This is a genomic window from Chthoniobacter flavus Ellin428, from assembly GCF_000173075.1.
GTDB classification, from domain to species: Bacteria; Verrucomicrobiota; Verrucomicrobiia; order Chthoniobacterales; family Chthoniobacteraceae; genus Chthoniobacter; species Chthoniobacter flavus.
Window position 1 is genome coordinate 16,926 of the sequence record NZ_ABVL01000041.1, and the last position, 19,488, is coordinate 36,413.

General features: G+C 57.9%; 5 protein-coding genes. All 5 read left to right on the plus strand.

Translation table 11 applies throughout. The features are described from left to right. Positions 1 to 962 precede the first annotated feature (962 nt). The 5 genes from CFE428DRAFT_RS38345 (at position 963) to tnpA (ending at position 19,452) form a co-directional block, all read left to right on the plus strand. The gene (locus CFE428DRAFT_RS38345) at positions 963 to 2,645 is read left to right on the plus strand and encodes a hypothetical protein (protein WP_162145324.1); all 1,683 of its coding nucleotides are present in this window, start codon (positions 963 to 965) and stop codon (positions 2,643 to 2,645) included. Continuing rightward, positions 2,563 to 8,865 carry a LamG-like jellyroll fold domain-containing protein gene (locus CFE428DRAFT_RS31135; protein ID WP_162145325.1) on the plus strand — a complete coding sequence of 2,101 codons (6,303 nt, stop codon included), beginning with the start codon at positions 2,563 to 2,565 and terminating at the stop codon, positions 8,863 to 8,865. The genes CFE428DRAFT_RS38345 and CFE428DRAFT_RS31135 overlap by 83 nt, the downstream gene beginning before the upstream one ends. A 335-nt stretch (positions 8,866 to 9,200) precedes the next feature. Then, entirely contained in the window at positions 9,201 to 11,765 is a 2,565-nt protein-coding gene (locus CFE428DRAFT_RS40145) for a LamG-like jellyroll fold domain-containing protein (RefSeq protein ID WP_237705586.1), read from the plus strand. Between the two features lie 29 nt (positions 11,766 to 11,794). Continuing rightward, positions 11,795 to 18,274, plus strand: a complete 6,480-nt coding sequence (locus tag CFE428DRAFT_RS31145) for an RHS repeat domain-containing protein (RefSeq protein ID WP_006983727.1) — start codon at positions 11,795 to 11,797, stop codon at positions 18,272 to 18,274. A gap of 770 nt (positions 18,275 to 19,044) precedes the next feature. Continuing rightward, positions 19,045 to 19,452 carry an IS66 family insertion sequence element accessory protein TnpA gene (gene tnpA, locus CFE428DRAFT_RS31150; protein WP_006982053.1) on the plus strand — a complete coding sequence of 136 codons (408 nt, stop codon included), beginning with the start codon at positions 19,045 to 19,047 and terminating at the stop codon, positions 19,450 to 19,452. Positions 19,453 to 19,488: the final 36 nt, after the last annotated feature.

The following is a 19,488-nucleotide window of genomic DNA, read 5'->3' on the forward strand; positions in this document are numbered from 1 at the left end:
GAACGCCGCATTCGTTTAGCGCGAGCGGATGCCAACGCAAGCGAGGCTGGATGGCCATTCAAGTATCGCGTAGCGATTGCCCAATGTAGCGGCGGTCTGTGATCGTCGGATTGGGCGTTTGGAATCGACGGTCACAGACCGCCGCTACAGTAAGGCATCGCGCGAGTGGGTGTCGATCGCGCGCGGAGATCGCGATATATCAACGCGCCATATTCAACGCACTCTTGCGACTGCACTATAGCTTATGAGACTTGCCCGACCGCCTGCGCATGTCGACGATCGGGTGCTATCCTCTATGAACTGGGGTTACTATGTTCTAAACGGCTCCAGCGACTCAGGTCACATAAGTCATCTGCGCGTTTTCACGGCATTTTTTGCTCATAATTGGGGCGCGCAATGATCGTTATTCATTCCTAGGGCGGGATTTAGGAGCTTGCACCGAACCGAATCAGTCGAGCTCCCTAAGTAGAATGATTCCTTCCGGAGACATCACCGCAAGCGTGAAGAAATGGTAAATGGTGAAAAAAACGTTGCTTTGTACTTTGTTTTCGGGACTACTGCGGCCCAAGAAATGGAACGGTTACCTCGCCTGGAATCGGATCAGCGAAACACTACCGCGTGGCTGAAGGCCCAGGACAGTAGGAGATGACTTCGTTTCTCGACAATTTTAAGAACTGACTCTGTCTTCCCCCAAAAGAAGCGGGCATTTATTCATGTTATCGAGCTGAACGATTCATCCTGTTTTTTAAAAATGGTCTCCCTTCTTCAGTTTGGATGGCTGTTCGCTGCTTTCTACCTAATCTGGCGGGCAGATTTAGAAGCAATAGGTAGCTCCTGTCTTGGGGAGTTAGTATTACTTCGTAGGTAATAACCCATAGAATTTATTGGTATGATTGCCTCTAGCGTTTGGCGGTGTTCGGGCTTGGAAAATGCTACTTTCCCTTCGCCATGGAATTTCCCCGTTGAGCACGCTGTCGCCGGTGGACTGCCCCTTCCTTGCTCAATCTAAAAAGCGAATGCCGTTCGGAAAAAACATCAATGTGATTTACTCTATGATTCCGCGTACATTTAAATCCGCTTTTATCGGTCGGCTTTCAGCGGCAATGATGCTGCGCGGCCTTGTTGTTTTAATCATCGCCGTGCTCTTTTGCGGTCTGACGGCGCCAAAAGCGTCAGGTCAACAATATGGTCCCCCCTCGGTGCTCTATAATGGAGTGCTGTATAATTTTCAGTACACGGCATATAATCTCTACGGGGAGTACGTCGACTTTTACGACACGAGTTTAGACCTCTGGGTCGATGACTTTTACTATCTCGTCCACTATCCTGATTTCGGTTCAGAGGCTCCTTGGTATTATGATCAAGGTGGGCAAATGCTTTGGTGGGAGGGAAATTACGCGGTTGGAATGGATGAGATTACATTTCTCGATTTTCCGTACTGCTTCAAGGTGTTGACCTGGGATCAGATCACCTCGCCCGTCCCATTTGTAGTGAACGGCCGATACACGGTTCCTACGTATTGGAGTGGCGCGAATGGAGCTTGGGTTACTACTGTCGATCTCACGTCTCCGTCTTATATGCAATTCGGATCTTCGCCCTGGTTTTGGGTTGATCCGAATTTGAATAACTACACAAACGCCACGTTGCTCGATGCAAGATACTATTCGAACATTTTTGAGACCGATCCGCCGCCTCAAGTCTACATTAACGGACAAGCATACAATCTGGACTCAACCGACGTGACGGCGGGAGGCCAAAACTACACCGATACCCTTCATTATTCCGGCTCGGTCGGTTACGTAGAAATCCAGCGAAATGCGACGAGCAATAGTACCATGGCTTCCTATATGTGGGGAACGGCCCCCAATGGTGAGACATTTACGACCTCCTATGATCCGGATAGCTGGCAGATTGGCGCCCTTCCCGCGGATCTCGCCATCAGTTTCAACGCCATCTCGGGAACTCCGGCGAATGGTCCACCCTATGTCTCATGGGCAGGAAATCTTCTGCACTTTTACTACACCACCGGGGATGGCAAGGATTTATACTGGGCGCCGGGAGATGCCGGCGGTGATTACTCCGTTATTGTTGGTTCGGATGATTCGGTGACGGCAACCCATGGCGGGACGGAAACTGCGGGCACTTACCTTCCTGCTTCGTCGACCTTTACCAATGTTGCCGGAAACGCGCCCATTTCGGACAATTTCTTTGCCTTGGGTTCGGACGGAAATCCGGTGGGGCTACCGAGTGGGGTGACTGTCCTGGTTTACGGAAGAGGATTCGGAAATTCCGTTTTGCTTCCCGACGGAATCCACACGGGAGGTTATACTTATCAGCGTCCTGATGGATCCTGGGGCAGAAAGTACGTCGGCTTACCGGCGAACAACATGTTTGTGATTTCGGACGATGCGGGTAACTACAATTCCCAGCTTTATATCACGCAGGATGGCGAGTCGATTAACGCGGTTTCCCGGTTGGCCGCTGGCCAACAGCTTCCCGGCGCAAGTCTATGTCAATGGGATGCTGTGTCCTTTGCATTGGGAAACGAATTACGATGGAGGGATGGGGCAGAACACATATGGAGGCGCGTCTTATATTTCGGCGGCCGGAGATATTACGCTGACCTTGGGTTGGGCCTGGGATGACGGCGCCATCTGGAGTTGGTCGATGGGCTCGGCGTCGGGAGCATGGGACTATGCCGATACCTTCTCCAATCGTCCGAGTGGGACGAGCATTCATCTGACTCCGCCTCCTACCGCTCCCAGCTATGGCCCGGCTCGCCTGGTGTGGAACGGCACGGAATTGACCTTCAAGGGATTGGCTTCGCAAGATGCCGGGGCCGACGTCTACGAGGGCGCGGGCACCCGCTTGGCGGTCGGTCCGAATGGCGCGGCGACAGTGACGGATATCAGCTCTGGCAATGTCCTGTATTCCGGCTATTACAACGGCACTTCGAAGGCTTTCAGTTTCGGCTTCGCCAATTTCGGGACGGTTTCCGCGGAGGATGGCGCCGGGAATGTTTTGGCCACGAGCACACCTGGGTTCATTGGGAGTGATTGGACTTATGGCGATGTGGGTATTGCCAGCGCACCCGGTAATTCGAGCTACGACGCGGGTTCAGCGACTTATACAGTGCGAGGCGCCGGCACCGGTATCGGAGGGACGGCCGACGCTTTCCAAGGCATGATGGGCACGCTTACCGGAGATGGGCAAATCGTGGCGCGGGTGGTCACGCAGAGTAGCACTGGCGCCTATGCGAGCGCCGGCGTGATGATCCGCGACAGCGCGGCGCCCGGCGCCCGAAATGTCTTCCTTGCTGCCGCTCCGAGCGGCGGCTTGTTCCTGCAATCCCGCGCGGTGGTGAACGAAGCGAGCCTTTCGAGCAGTACGGCGGGAGCCGTTCCCACATGGCTCAAACTGGTTCGTCAGGGAACCTCGTTCTCCGGTTACTATTCCGCCGACGGTGTGACGTGGACGCTTCTCAGCACGGTCAACGCGCCGGTGCCTTACGACGCCGCGGTTGGCCTGGCGGTGACGAGCGGAGATGGTGCGACCTTGAATACCGTGACCTTCGATAACGTCCAGGTGACGTCGGTGGAAGACCCAGCCGGGTTGAGTGGGTCGTATTTCCAGGGCAGTACTCTCGCCACGTTGCGCACCGTTCGACGCGATGGCGCGATCAATTTCAACTGGGCAGGGTCGCCGCCGGATGTCTCGGTGGATCCCGGCGACTATTCGGTGCGATGGAAAGGCGATCTCCTCGCGGGGTCTTCGGAGAAGTTTACCTTTTACACCCAGACCGACGACAAAGTCCGGCTTTGGGTGAATGACCAGTTACTCATTGATAACTGGACGACGCACAGCCTGACGGAAGATCAGAGTTCCATCACCCTCGTTGCCGGAAACCTCTATCACGTGAGAATGGAGTATGGGCGGACCACGGGTAGCGGCGTGGCGGTCCTCCTTTGGTCGACCCCCGCTCTGGCCAAGCAGGTCATTCCTTCCTCCGCTTTCAGTAATGACGACATCGACGGAGATGGTATGCCCGATGCGTGGGAGATCGCTCATGGCCTGAACCCGCGCTTCGCTGGGGACGCCAACATGGATCTGGACGGCGACGGCATTAGTAACCTGCTGGAATATCTCAACGGCACCGACCCGACGGACTATTACAACGGAGTTCCGCCGACGGCCCAAATCGCCGACGGGAACAATCAAAGCGGAATGGTAAACACTCTCTTTGCGCAGCCCCTCCGAGTTTTCGTCACCAGCAACGGCGTTCCGATGAGCAATGCTCCGGTTACCTTCCAAGTGACGACCGGCGGGGGCCTTCTCGCCGATAGCGGCGGGAGTAATGCGGTCGCTTCTTATGTGACGCGCACGAATGCCCAAGGCTACGCGTCGGCCTACTTCCAGGGTGCCTCGCAAGCAGGTACCGCCAGCATCAGCGCCACCGCCGGAGCGGCGCCGCAACTCAATTTTGTAGTGAGCACCCTGGCGGCAGGTCAATCGCCACTGCCCACCGCGGGCATGTTGATCTGGCTAAAGGCCGATTTTGGGGTGACCTCAGATATCAACGGGAAGGTGAGCGCCTGGGCCGATGAGTCTGGAACTGGTCACTCCGCAGTGCAAACCACGGCCGCTTCCAGCCCCTTGTTTGTGAATAGCCCGGGAAGTCTCTTGAACGGTTGGCCAGTCTTACGTTTCGACGGATCGTCGAGCTACCTGTCGATCCCTTCGGCGATCACCGATTTTTCCGGGGGTATCACCGCGTTCATGGTGGTCAAGCCCACCGCCAGCGGTTCCCGTACCTATGAACGTTATTTCGATTTTGGAAACGGAGCACCGGGCAATAACATCCTGCTTTGCCGGGGGACTAACACTACCGACATGATTTATGAATCCCTTACCGGGTTCAGCTACAACAACGCCACGACACTGACGGCGCCGTCCGTGCTCGTCCAAAATCAGTTCCAGATTTTGACCGCGGCCCAGAGTTCCTCGACCGCCTATATCTTCCAGAATGGCGTCCAACTCGCTACGGGCACCGCATTCGCTATTCCTTCGGCGGCCAGGACGAGCAATTACATCGGGAAAAGCAATTGGAACGACCCTCTCTTTCAGGGAGATATGGCGGAAGTGCTGATCTATAATCGCCTCCTGAGCGTTGCCGAGCGAAAGGCCGTGGAGGCGTACCTCAACCAGAAGTACGCCATCGCCGCCGCCCCGACCGCGATCACGGGTCTCGTGGCCAATGCGGCCTCCGGGTCGCAGATCGACCTGACCTGGACCCCGTCCACCGGCGCCAGCCAGGTGCTCGTCGAGCGCAAGACTTCCGGCGGATCGTATGCCAGCGTGGCCTCCCTGAGCGGGGGCGCCTCGGCGTTTTGCGATCAAAACCTGACTCCCGGGACGAGTTATACTTATCGCGTCACTGCGTCCCAGATGGGGCTGGCGGCGCTGCCTTCCAATGAAGCGAACGCGACGACCAATGCCAGCGGGATCGTCTCGGTGCCATCTGACCACCTGATGATCTGGTTGAAGGCCGGCGCGGGGGTGACCCAAGGCACGGGAAGCACCGTCCAGCATTGGAGCGATGTTTCCGGCAATGGCAACGATGCGGTGCAGACGATCGGAGCGGCGTACCCCACCGCGGTGACCGGGGCGCTGAACGGCCAACCGGTCGTGCGCTTCGATGGGACATCCAGCTACCTGAAAATTCCCACGTCGCTCACGGATTTCACCGCGGGTGTCACCGCCTTTGTCGTCGCCAAGCCAACAAGCGCGGCAAATTATGCGCGCTTCTTCGACTTTGGCGTCGGACAGGCCAGCAGCAACATTCTTCTCTGCCGAAACGGGACGAGTAATGACCTCTTGTTTGATACGTTCACCGGCGGCGGAGCAAGCGTGCAGCTCGCCGGGCCGGGCGTTCTGACGACGGGCGTGTTCCAGCTGCTGGCCGCGAGTCAAGGAACGACCTCGGCTGCGGTCTACAAAAACGGGGTAAAAGTAGGTTCTGCCGCCGCGCCAGCTCTTCAGGCGATCGCCCGCGCGACCAACTACATCGGCAAGAGCAACTGGGGGGCTACAGATCCCCTTTATGCCGGCGACATGGCCGAAATCCTCATCTATAATCGTGCCCTGAGCGATGCGGAACGCCAGCAGGTGGAGGCGTATCTCAATCAGAAATATCTCCTCGTAAGTGCGCCTACCGCCGTGACGAACCTGGCCGCGAATCCGGCATCGGGTTCGCAGATCGATCTGACCTGGTCGGCTTCGACCGGCGCCAATCAACTCCTGATCGAACGCAAGGTGACGGGCTCGGGGACCTATGCCGCCCTGACCACGCTCCCTGGATCGGCGATGGCTTACTGCGACCAAGGGCTTGCGCCGGGAACGAGCTATACTTATCGCGTTACCGCATCCCAGATGGGGCTCGCGGCGCTGCCTTCGAATGAAGCGAGCGCCACGACCAACGCTTCGGGCATCGTTTCGGTGCCGACCAATAGTCTCTCCTTCTGGTTCAAAGCGGGCGCCGGTGTGGTACCGGACGCGAGTCAAAAGGTCCAGTCCTGGCTGAACTTCGGCGCCAACGGTGGAAGCGCCACCCAGGTCACCGCCGGGTCACGGCCGTCGATCGTCAGCAATGCCTTCCCCAATGGCCAGCCGTCCTTGCAGTTCAACGGAAGCAACTTCCTGCAGGGCGGACCTTCGGGCTTCAGTGGCAATAAACTGACCATCTTCGCGGTGACCAAGGGGACAAACTATCAGTCGCTCGTTCGTCTGCAGCAGTCGGGTTATATCGTGTATCCCTGGTCATCCAGCCAAAACACCCAAACCAACCAGGTCTTTATTGTCAGTAACGATGGTGGGACGGGCAACGGGGTGAATACCGGCCTGGTGGCGAATCAATGGAACATTGGCGCGGCCATTTTCGATGGCGGCAATCAAATGTCCTGCTTTAACAATGGGCTGCTCGTCGCCCAAAGAGTGGCCGGCGCGGCGAATCTGCCGTCGGACTCCCTCATGTTGGGAGCTTACAACGGCAATGCGGAGTTCCTGAATGCGCAGGTGGCCGAGGTCTTGATTTACAATCGGGCTCTGTCGTCCACGGAGCGGGAGGCGGTGGAGACTTATCTGAACCTAAAATATCAAACAGTGGCGGCACCGGCTGCGCCCACCGGATTGACGGCCACGCCGATTTCCACGGGGGAAATGGATCTCTCCTGGACCGCGGTGACCGGTGCCAACCAGTATGTAATCCAACGCATGGCCGCCGGAGACAGCCAATATGCGACCATCGCGACGGTGGCGGAAGGAACGACCTACACGGACCGTGGCCTATCTGCCAATACCTCCTATAGCTATCGTATCGTCGGCGCCGGAATCGGAGGGCAGTCAACAGCCTCCTCGGCTACCTCGGGCACGACGTTGAGCACTGGCGACCCCATGCCATTGGCTGCCGCGGTGCTGTGGCTGCGCGCCGATGAGGGAGTGGTCACGGACGCGAACGGAAAGGTTGTGACCTGGCTGGATCAGTCCGGCTATCAGAATGACGCGTTCCAAAATAGCGCGGGGAACCGTCCGGCGTGGACGACGACTTCCGCATCCTTGCTCAATGGGCACCCGCTGGTGACCTTCGGAGGATCCGCCTCTTTGAACCTGCCTAACTTCACGTCGTCCCTGGGCGCCGGTGAGCTGTTCACCGTCCATCGCTCGGCGCTGAATCAATCGTCGACGAGTTCGGTAGGCTGGCATCACTTTGGCACTGGAGGCTCGGCCTACTATCCATATTCCGGAGTCATCTACGACGACTTTGGCACGGATACGCGCCAGACGCTCGGCGCTCCGCTCGTCGCGACCGACTCGTATCATCTCTACGATGCGCTCTCGCAGCCGAACGAGTGGACGGCGCGACAGAATGGCCGCCTCTACTACACGACCAACGTCAACAACGTCAAATTCGCGACCAATCCGCAATTGGGCCTCAACTACAGTTACTTCCAAGGTGATGTCGCGGAAATTCTGATGTTCAATCGCGCGCTGACCCCTGACGAACGCCATGCCGTGGAGGGATACTTCACGAGGAAATTTGCGCTGGCGCAAGCCCCGGTAGGCGCGCCAACGACGTTGGCGGCGCGGGCGATCTCGGTTTCCCAGGTGAATCTTCTCTGGACTCCGGTGGCCGGGGTTTTCACGGAATATGTCATCGAGCGCAAGACGGGCTCAGACGGGACCTATGCCATCGTGAGCACGGCACCGAGCACGGCCAGCAGCTATCTCGATTCGGGGCTGGTTCCGAATACCCAGTATTTTTATCGGGTGCGCACTCGCACCTTCGGCGGAACCTCCGACCCGAGCACGGAAGTGGCATGCACCACCCAGGCTGCGGGACCAGCCTTGCCATTCGCCAAGCTGGTGATGTGGCTGGACTCCGATTTCGGCATTACCTCCGATGGGAACGGGTTTGTCACCCGGTGGAGTGATGTCAGCGGCAACGGCAATGATGGGACGCAATCGGTGTCCGGCTCGCAGCCGATCGTGGTGAGCAATGCCCTCGGTACTCATTCGGCGGTCCGCTTCGACGGCACGGCCTCCTATCTCCGATTGGGCAACAACTTTAACGACTTCTCCGCGGGCATCAGCGCCTATGTCATGTCAAGCCGACGGCGTCCACCACGCCGCTGCCGACCAATGAACGATTCTTTGATATCGGGATTGCGGCGGCCGTGGATAACATTGTTCTCGGGCGCAACGGAACATCGGCGGACCTCGTTTTCAACGAGTGGTACGCTGGCACAGCGGCGGATGGCTACGTTGGCCCCGGGGCCATCGTGCAGAATGCCTATCACCTTTACGAAATAAACATGCTGACCCCGGGTGGCCGGCTGTTGACGGACGGGGTCACGCTGGCTCAAGAGGAGTACTATCGAACGCGAGTCATCGCGCGGACGAGCAATTTCCTCGGCAAGAGTAACTGGTCCACCGACGCCCTGCTGAAGGGTGACATCGCTGAAGTCTTGATCTTCAACGCCGGGCTGTCTGATGCGGACCGTTTTCAGGTGGAGAGTTATCTGATGTCCAAATATGCGCTGCTGGCGCCGCCCGCAGCGCCGTCCGGTCTGACCGCCTCCGTGGGGCTGAATGGCCAGGTCCACTTAACCTGGAATAACCCCGCATACGATCCGCGGAATCAGGTCATGGTGGAGCGCCGGACCGGCAACGGAAGTTGGGAGCAAATTGCGGTTCTGCTGCTGGGCGAAAGCGAATTCTACGACACGACTGCACAATCCGGCGTGGCCTATTCCTATCGGGTGCGGAACGCGAATCAGGCAGGATACTCGGATTATACATCCGAAGTCCAGGTAGCGGCGCCGACCCTGTCGATTCTGGGCGGAGATGACCAGGCGAGTGCGCCCGGCGGATTTGCCCCGGCGCCTTTGCAGGCGGCTGTGAAAGACAGCGTGAGTGGGGTGCCGGTGGCTGGGTTCCCGGTGACCTTCACGGTCACTCAAGGCGACGGCCTGCTTTCGGCGGGGTTGAATGGCACCGGGCCTTTCGTGAAGAGCCTGACGGTGGTGAGTAATTCCAGCCAGGGCGCGGCCACAGTCTATTTCCAACAGCCTCTTGCCTCCGGCGCAACGAGCACTGTAACGGCGACCGCCGGCGTGGCGGGCTCGGTCCAGTTCACCTTGTGGACCCATCAGGTCGTCGGATTCTGGCGTTTCAATGAAGAGGGCGGCGACGCCATCACCGATGCCTCCGAAAATGGGAACACCGGTGCCTTGGTCGGGGGCGCCGTACGCGTGGCCAGCTTCGGTCCCGCCGATCAACAAGCCGACTGGCAAGTGCCCGGGGGCACTGCCTTGCAACTCAACGGCGTGGATGCCGCGGCCAATGTGCCGGATAGCTCGACGCTGAATTTCGGGGACGCCGCCTTCAGCGTGTCTGCCTGGATCAAGCTCGACCCGAGCCTGTCGCTCGCGGACGATTCGAATATCTACCCGATTGTCTCGAAGAGCGGCAGCACGGGGACCGGTTTCGCCTTCAGCTTGAAGGGTAGCGCCGGCAACGGAGTGGTCTTCGATATTCTCACGGGCGGAGTGGTGGTTCACGAAATCGCTCCTCTCCAAAGTGATGCCAGCTTGCTGCTGGATGGACGCCCGCATCTGCTCGCGTTTACGCGCGATGCCGCTGGAAAGGGGACCCTGTACATTGACGGCGCGGATGTTTCCACCCCGGCCGGTGGCGTGGGACCGGACATGAGCGGAACTTTGAATACTCCGGGGGACCTCTGGATTGGCTGCGACGAAAGCGGCCATTTCTACAAGGGGATACTGGAGGATGTCAAGCTGGTGGCCAGCGCCTTCATGCCCGCGGAAATCCAAGCCATGTTCGACCGGGACAACAATGGCCTGCCGGATTGGTGGGAAGTGCGTTATTTGGGGGTAATTGGGCAAGACCCCAATGGCGACCCCGACGGCGACGGAGCCACCAACGCCGTGGAACTGGCGCAGGGCAGCGATCCTTCCGATCCGACCAGCGTCGGCGCCCCACTCGTCCGCAAGACGGCGGGCGATGGGCAGACCGGTCCGGCCGGTGCCTTCCTCGCCCAGCCGCTCGAGGTGACGGTGACCAATTCTTACGGCACGCCTCTGCCGAATGCTGAGGTCATCTTCTCCGTGGTCAGCGGCGGCGGCCAGTTGGCGATTACCTCGGGTGCCACCAATTTGAATACCGTCCTGACGGTGGCGACGGACGCCAACGGGAAGGCGCAGATCTTCTACCAGCAAGCGGTGAACGGCTCCGTTACGAGCAGCATCTCCGCTCGCACTGGTCTTACTCCAGCGGTCACGTTCACGGTCTTCACGGATTCCCTCGTCGCCTATCTGAAGCTGAATGAAAACACCGGTTGGGATGCCCAGGATTCCTCCGGGGCCCAAAACCCGGGCACCATCGGTTCCGACGGATCGATTGCCTGGGGTATCGGCTTCGATGGGTTGGCTGGCTTGAACGTGAATGGCAGTGCTTACTCCGATCAGGTAGGACTCGAAATCGATCACACCACCAACCGCGTGATCCCCGATACCGGCGGCGCGTTTAGTATCTCTTTGTGGTTCAAGGCCACGGCTTTGGATACGGATAAAGCTTACACGCTCGTCACCAATGTGACTCCTGAGCCGCCCGGATCGAACGTCGTTCCTGAATCCGGATTCCGCGTTGTGTTGGATGGCGGTTTGCTTGGTGCCGGCGCTCCGCAGTTGGTCTTTTCCTCGACCGAATACGGCGGCACTCTCCACGTGCCCGCCACAACCGTGCTCGTTACCGGCCATTGGTATCATCTCGCCGTGACCTACGATGGCACGACAGCGCAGATCTATCTGGATGGAGTGTCGGCCGGTTCGGGAACTGGCACCATTAACGGCAGTCCCGCTCCGTTGCGCTTCGCCTCGGGAATTCCTGATTTGCAGATGCTCGACGGCAGCTTGGATGAAATCAAAGTCTTCAGCAAAGTGCTGGACCCCGGTGAGGTGACCACCCTGGCCAATACCTACGGTAATATGGCCGACCTCGATGGAAATGGCATCCCGGACGGCTGGGAGTATCGCTACTTCGGCATGAATGGCGTCAACCCGCTGGGAGATCCTTCCGGCACGGGCCTCACCAATTACAACGCGTGGAAGCTCGGGCTTAATCCCTTCCGCGGCGGTACGACCGACACCGGCGGTGTCCTCCAACTCAACGTCTTCACGCATTTGGAATAACCGGCGACGGCAAAACACTCAATCTTCCTATGGCAACACGAATTGGCACTGTCCCGCGACATCCACTCACGTTCACTCATCTGGCCGGCCGCGGCAGACTGGCGAGCTGCTCACTCGCCTTCCTCATCATCCTGCTAGTCGCGCAGGTTCAAGCCGCCCCGCCGATCGAGGCGCTCCAGCGCTCCATCCAGCAAAGATGGGAAGCCGCGACTGGTCTGCCGGTCAATTTTCGCAAGCGCAGCGACGGGGCCATCCCCGACGCCATGCCTCAGGATGGCTTTTATGGGAGCGACCTCGACGACCCGGCTCTTCTCCTGGCGCTGGTCAATGACATTAGTAGCAATGTGGCCACTCTGTCCGGCTTATACACCACTAAGAACGATCTCGAGAATGATTTAAGCACTCAGGGTTATATTTGGCAGACCAGCACTTATTACTTTAACCCTGCCGCGCTGCCCAAGGTCAGCGCCTGCCTGCAAGTGTTGCCGAGCAACGCGCCGATCGACGATCGCCTCGCGCAGTGCCAACAAATCCTGTACAGCTGTAAAATTGTGCCGCTGCAACTGATTGGCAACGCGGTCAGTCCGCCCACCAGGGATTCGAATGGAGACTGGCACACAGGGACCCCGGGACCGACCCTGCTTTCTAGCAAAGGGGTCACAGCGTCGATCAAGCCGCCCGCCCCGGGAGGAGCCTATTCGTTAGCGGAATCAAATTGGCAGTTCAGCGCGCCCATTCCGGATAGCAACTATCGTCGCCTGGACGGGGGCTCGTTGTTTCAGGCCACAAGTGCTGACTCTCTTCAGGGTAACGGTATTTACCCCGACCCGTATGAGTTTCAGAGCCTCTCGGGACTCATGGGCCAGGTGTGTCGCTATGTCGGGGAGGATGTGACTGGCGACCTCAAGTTTTACCTCTCGGTGGACAATAATTCAAACCTTCCCGGCCCGCCCGTCGCGCCTGCACCTGGGTTGCTGCCCGCGACCAATGGCCCGTTCCATCTATGGAACACCCAGTCCGGCAACGGCAATCTCATTTGCGAAAAGGTCGGCACCGGCACTCCGAAGCAGGTCATCCGCGCAGGCCAGACTTGGAACGTGCGCTGGGCGGCAGGCATGTTTTATGGCAAATTCCAGGATGATTGGACTCCACCGTGCACGGCGTGTACGTGCACCACGGGAGGGGTCACAGGCAGCGGAGGGACAGGAGGCGACCTCTCGGGCGGATCCTTCGATGCTTCTGGAGCCGGGGCTCCGGCCAGCGCGGGCGCCAGTGGCATGAACTTCAGTATGGGTCTCGGAGCCGACACTTTCGGCGCCACCGCGGGGAGCATCTCACTCAACTCCAGCACACCTACCCAGGGTCTCATCAATCCGAATACGCTGAGTTACTCGGTAGGGCCCAATGGCCAGGTCATTCGCGTCAATGGGGTGGCTACTCAGGTAGTGACCCCATCGTCGCTCGTTCAGGTCACCGCTCTCGGCCCGAATAAGCTGACCCTCAAACAGTATCCCGCCCCCACGGTGTCGAAGCAGGCCGATGGCACTTATCCCGTGGGCGGTGCACCAATCAAGACGGTGACCATCCAGCAACCGGTCGATCCGCAAACCAACCAGATCGATCCCAATTCCGTGCGGATCACCGTGGAAAGCGGCCCGCGCGTGGACGTCTACGCCTACCAATACACTCCCGCGACGGGAGCGTGGAAATTTTCCAAGGGTGATGGGGCTTCCGTCACCTATCTCACTCCCATCTGGAACGGAGCGCACACGCAGCGTACCGAATGGCGCCAGACCTACAACGCCGATGGAGTTCTCGAATCGGAATCGGCCAACGTCTTTCAAACCGAGCCTTGGGGTGAGGTGCAGGTGGCCTCCATTGCCGATCCGAATGGCGCCGCCTTGACGACCACTTACAGTTATTACGAGGTCTCCCCGGCCACCGATCCCACGCAGCTCGGCAAATACAGCCAGCTCAAACAGATGGTCGGTACCAATGGCTATTGGGAAACCTACGACTACGATCAGTACGGCCGCAGGATCAAAGTGGTGGCCCAGTACGCCGATTCGGCGGTGGCCTCAGCCGACGGCGCGAATCGCGTCGTCACCACCACCTACGCCAATGCCAACCCGGCGGTGACGGTCGTCGAAACCACACTCGGCTCCGAGACGAAGCGCAGTTATCGCGCGTATTTTACCAATGAAACGCGCGACATTGTTTGCACCGTGCCAGGCGCTGCCTGGACCGCGACAACCAATCTGGTGACCGTGACCAGGACAGTCACCGGCGGGCCATTCTCGGGCCAGGTGCAAAGCGTGCTTCAGTCGAACGGTATTCTGACCACCTATAGCTATCAGTTGTCCGCGGATAAGAGTACTAAAACGACCACGAGGGCCGCGGGCCAGCCCAACGCTGGGGGAGACACGGTGGTAGCAGGAACGACGACAATCGCTGTGGTCGATCGCGCCGGACAAGAGATTTCGACAACTAGCGTCGATGTGGCTTCGGGGCTGACGCTCTCGAGCGAAATGCGGACGGCGGTGGATGATTTGGGCCGGCCTACAGAGTTTGCCTACGACGACGGCACGACAATGAGTACGGCCATCGGCTGCTGCGGCCCGCAGACGTCGACCGATCGGGAGGGTGTGGTCACGACCTATGATTATGATGCTTTGGGGCGCGTAAATTCGACGACAAGAGATGGCTTGACCACGCTCACCGAACACGACTCGATGGGCCGCGTCGTACTCATCAAACGCCAGGGGACCGACGGCTCCCTCCAGACATTGAGTGAAACGCACTATGACCTTGCCGGGCGCGTCGTCGAAACTTTGGACTCGCTTGGACGCTCGACGCGTATGAACGAGGCCATCGACAATACCGGCCACCTCGTCCGTACAACCACCCAACCGGACGGCAACACTCTAATAAAGGTGTATCGCAAAGACGGTCGGCAACTCAGCACTGGCGGAACGGCGGTCTATCCCAAGTCTTACGAATATGGGATTGAGGATATCACGCCGTTGGGTGGCGCATTGATCCATGCGTGGTTTACGAAGGAGATTCGTCTGGGAGCCGGAGGTGCGGCCACGGAGTGGACGAAGACTTATCAGGACATGGCTGGGCGGACCTGTCAGACAGTACAAGCCAATGGTGGCGTGCGGTCGTCCGGATACAATTCCCTAGGTCAATTGATCACGTCGGTTGATGCCGATGGCGTAACAATGCGCTACACCTACGCGCCCACCGGCGAGCTCAAGACGACAGCGCTGGACATGAACCCCGCTGCGAATCCCAGTGGCACTATCCATTTTGCAGGGACTGATCGGATCACCCAAAATGTTTGGAGCGTCGTAACCGCCCACGGTGTCACAGTGCAGCGAATTACGACCTCACAATGGAATGTAGACGGACAGGATAGCTCGATTGTCGCTTCTCAGGTCGACATGACTCCCAACGGGCGCCACTCCTGGAACAGCCATTATGGATTGACAACCGAGACCTTGATTGACCTGCACGGAGACGGGACGAACACGATAACAACCACTTTCCCTGACGGCTCTATATTAATCGAACAGCAAGACCATGGTCGGAAAACCTCCTCGACCCGGAAGGCAGTGAACGGAAGCCAGATCGAAGGGAAGAGTTATAATTATGGCGATGCTTTTAAGCGACTGACCCAGGAGATCGATGCCCGGGACGGAACAACAAGCCATAGCTACTATGCCGACGATCAAATACAATCGACGACTATGCCCGCTCCGGGCGACGGCAGTCCGGCGCAAACAACAACCTACTTTTATGAAGCGCTCACCGGCCGCTTGCAAGGTGTCCGACAACCCGACGGAGGCGTGATCTCTAATGAGTATTGGCCAACAGGCGAGCTGAAGAAAACTTCCGGGATTCGGACTTACCCGGAAGAGTATACCTACGACTTGCAGGGGCGGGTCAAGACACTAACCACTCATGGCGCCGCAGGTGCGTCCGTCACCACTTGGAACTATGATCCAGTTAGCGGCTTTCTAACGAGTAAACAATATGCCGACGAAAGGGGGCCGAGCTTCGGCTATACACTGGCGGGACGCATCTCGAGTCGCACTTGGGCGCGTGGCGTTGCTACCAGTCTTGCGTACAACGGAGCCGGAGAAGTGACCGGAGTCGGTTACAGCGACACGACCCCCGCAAAAGGGCTGAGTTACGATCGTCGCGGGCAAATGGTGACCGCTGTCGATGCTGCTGGAACTCGCACTTTCGGATCGACGCTCGATGGCCAGCCCGGCAGCGAAACCTGCATCGATGGAACGTTTGCCGGCATTGGCATCAATCGAAATTACGACGGCCTCCTCCGCCCCGGTGGCGTGACGCTCGCCCTTGGTGCGCAAAGTCTGGCGACGAGCTACGGTTACGATGGTGCGTCCCGACTACAGAGCGTTACCAATGGCGGGATAACGACGACCTACAGCTACGTGTCGAATTCATCACGAGTCTGGCAAATCGCCGCGAGTATCAGCGGCCAGTCGCTCATGACCACGACAAAGGCTTACGATCAGTTGGATCGACTGTCCGGTACTAGCACCGTGGTGACCGGCCAATCCGCGGCGGTCAACGCGCTCGCTTATGGTTATGATTTGGCCAACCAGCGGACGCAGACCACCATTGCGGATGGCAGTCGGTGGCAATACGGATATGACTCTCTCGGCCAGGTCACTGGCGCAAATAGATACTGGGCAGACGGGACCGCGGTCTCCGGTCAGCAGTTTGGCTATAGTTTTGATTACATCGGTAATCGTACCATTGCCTCGACCACTGGTGGTAAGGCCACCTACTCGCCGAATGCTCTCAATCAATATGGGAGTCGGACAGTGCCTGGAGAGGTCGATGTCCTCGGCTCTGCCAAAGCCGATGCCACGGTAACCGTTAACGGAGCGACTGCCCAACGTCGTGGCTCCTATTTCGCCTACTCTGTCCAGGTGGATAACAGTGCCGCTCCTGTCTATCCGGAGATCAACGTGTCGGCCGCTCGCCCAAATGGAGCCCCAGGAACAGATCTCGTGGCGCAGAAATCCGGACGAGTGTATATCCCTGCCACGCCAGAGCGGTTCAACTACGACGCCGATGGTAACTTGACGAGCGACGGACGTTGGAACTATACTTGGGACGCAGAGAATCAATTAATCGGGATTGAAAGCATCGCTGCCAGCGTGGCCGCAGGAGCACCGCAGCTAAAGCTCACTTTCGGCTACGATTTCGCTCACCGGCGCATTCAAAAATCAGTTTCAATCTGGAATGTCGTAAGTTCGTCCTATACTGTTAGCTTAGTCATTCGTTTCGTATACGACGGATGGAATCTGCTGGCGGAGCTCGACGGGAATAATCAGCCGCAGCGGGCATATGGATGGGGGCTGGACCTGAGTGGCAACCTCTCCGGCGCAGGTGGCGTTGGTGGTTTGTTAGCGATCTGCGATTTCACGATCAATCGCAATTATGTGCCTTTCTTTGATGACCTTGGAAATGTCAATGGTCTCGTCGATGCGAGCGACGGTAGCCTCGCGGCACAGTATGAATATGGGCCCTTCGGGGAAGCGTTGCGCACTTTGGGACCGTATGCGAGCCAGAATCCGTTTAGGTTTAGTACGAAATACACGGATGGTGAGACCGGACTGCTTTATTATGGATATCGTTATTACGATTGCCAGAATGGGTTCTGGATCAGCCGCGATCCAGACGAGGAAACAGGGGGTCCGAACGTCTATGCGTTTGTCCGAAATTGTCCCACCCTCTTAGTCGATTCGGATGGAAGGCGTCCCATATACTTCGATCCGAATAACCCGGAGATATCGGACCCGCCGCGTGATACTCCAGATCCATTGCCTCCTCCTCCGCCTCCAACCCCAGGTTCTGATCTGGGAACGCAGGTCACCAATCTAATGGGCGACTGTGGTAGGCTGTTACACCGCATCACTAACGGACCAGCCTCGACAGATTGGTACAACGACCCTTTCGCCGCGTATAATGCCTGGCGCGACGGAACTCTTCCGCTCGACGCGGTGTATGGCCCCGACAGCCAGATGACACAGGTTCTGATGCACGCACCACCCGTTACCGCTGCGAGGTCTGAGATTCGGGGGGTGATGATTGACAAAATTATGCGCTGCAGCCCAGGCCCTTTGTACGGCAACATACCTATACGCCAACCATGGACATCGCCACGGACCGTGCTTACGACTTGGAATTGGACCGAGCAGGTTCTTGGGGGATATTTGGGGTCGGCTCAGTATTGGGGCAGTGCGGAAAAAAACCCAGAGGGACGTGGCGTAACAGTGTCCGTTTCTGCACAATTTGAAGTGACAAATGTGATGGGATTGCGATCGTACAATCACCATTGGGAGTATTTGTATTTTCCGAAGGTACAGGATAGCTATACACCGGGACCGTACCGAACTTTCACCCAAAAATTCCGATGGACAGAAGAATTCAAAATGTCGTGCAAGTGCTGTCTAATGCCTTGAGCGCATTTAGCATAGCTGTACTTCTGTCTGCTTGTGGTAAAAACGTCGATACCAAGGTGATCTACCAGAAAAAGATGCCTTCGGGTGTCCTCGCGAGCGTCTATTTAATAGATAGAGCGCCCGCATTGCTCGCTCTAAAAATTGAGGCCACAAATACTCCGCCGCGATACTATTGGATAGCGGGTTCTCCAAATGTCGAATTTGGTATGTTGAAACTGCGCATTGACCTATCGGGAGACGGGCGGGTTCTTTGGATCAGTGGGACTAGCCACTATGACACATCGATTGAGGCTGCGTACGACGATTCCAGTTCGCAATTTTTTACAAGAGCAGGTGTCGCCCGGAATCCCTCATCCTCTTCGGAGGTAGAATTAATGCATTTTGAATGGGCGCCCTTTCCCGAGCGTCCCACAGGGACGACGACTGTATTTAATTCTGAAGTCCAAGAGTAAAGGCACGGGCGCTCGATGAAAATGAACTGAACGTAACGGGGTTCATTGATGGAAATGGAGTGCCGGTAAAATGTATGGGCCGGGCATTTTTAACCACAAGATCGACACGATCGAAACCGTGCGTCCCGCGGGGCACTCTCATGAACACGAGGAGGAAGCGCTTTATTTGTAAGCGTCCGCCCGGGCACCTATGGCGGAGCGGGTCATAGATCTCATATCGTAGGTGAATATGACATCTACGACTGGGGAAGAAGAGTAAGCGTTATCCGTAGCGCCATCGGAACGGGGTAGTTTCGTAGATTGGGTAGGAGCTACGCTATGCAATCTATGGAGCAGGCCGATCAAGTATTGAAACAGGACGCCCGAGGGCGTGTGTGGACGCCAGCGGAGCGGCGGGAGGCGGTGCTGGATGAGTTTGAAAGGAGCGGGTTACCGGCGGCGCAGTTTGCCGCCCATGTCGGAGTGAAGTATCCGACCTTTGCCAGTTGGATGCAGAAGCGGCGCAAGGCGCGTGGCGAAGGCAATGCGCTGCAGAAGCAGAGGCCCACGGTCCCGCGGTTGGCGGGTTGGGTGGAGGCGACAGTAGAGAATGTGGCCGAGGACAGAACGCAGACGTTGGTCGTGCATCTGCCTGGCGGGGCACGCCTGGAGGTGAACCATGGCGGCCAAGTGCTGTTGGCGGCGCAATTGTTGCGGGCGTGGAGTGAAGGAAGCCGGACATGCTGAGCTTTCCCGGCAGCGTGCGAGTGTTTCTGGCGGTGG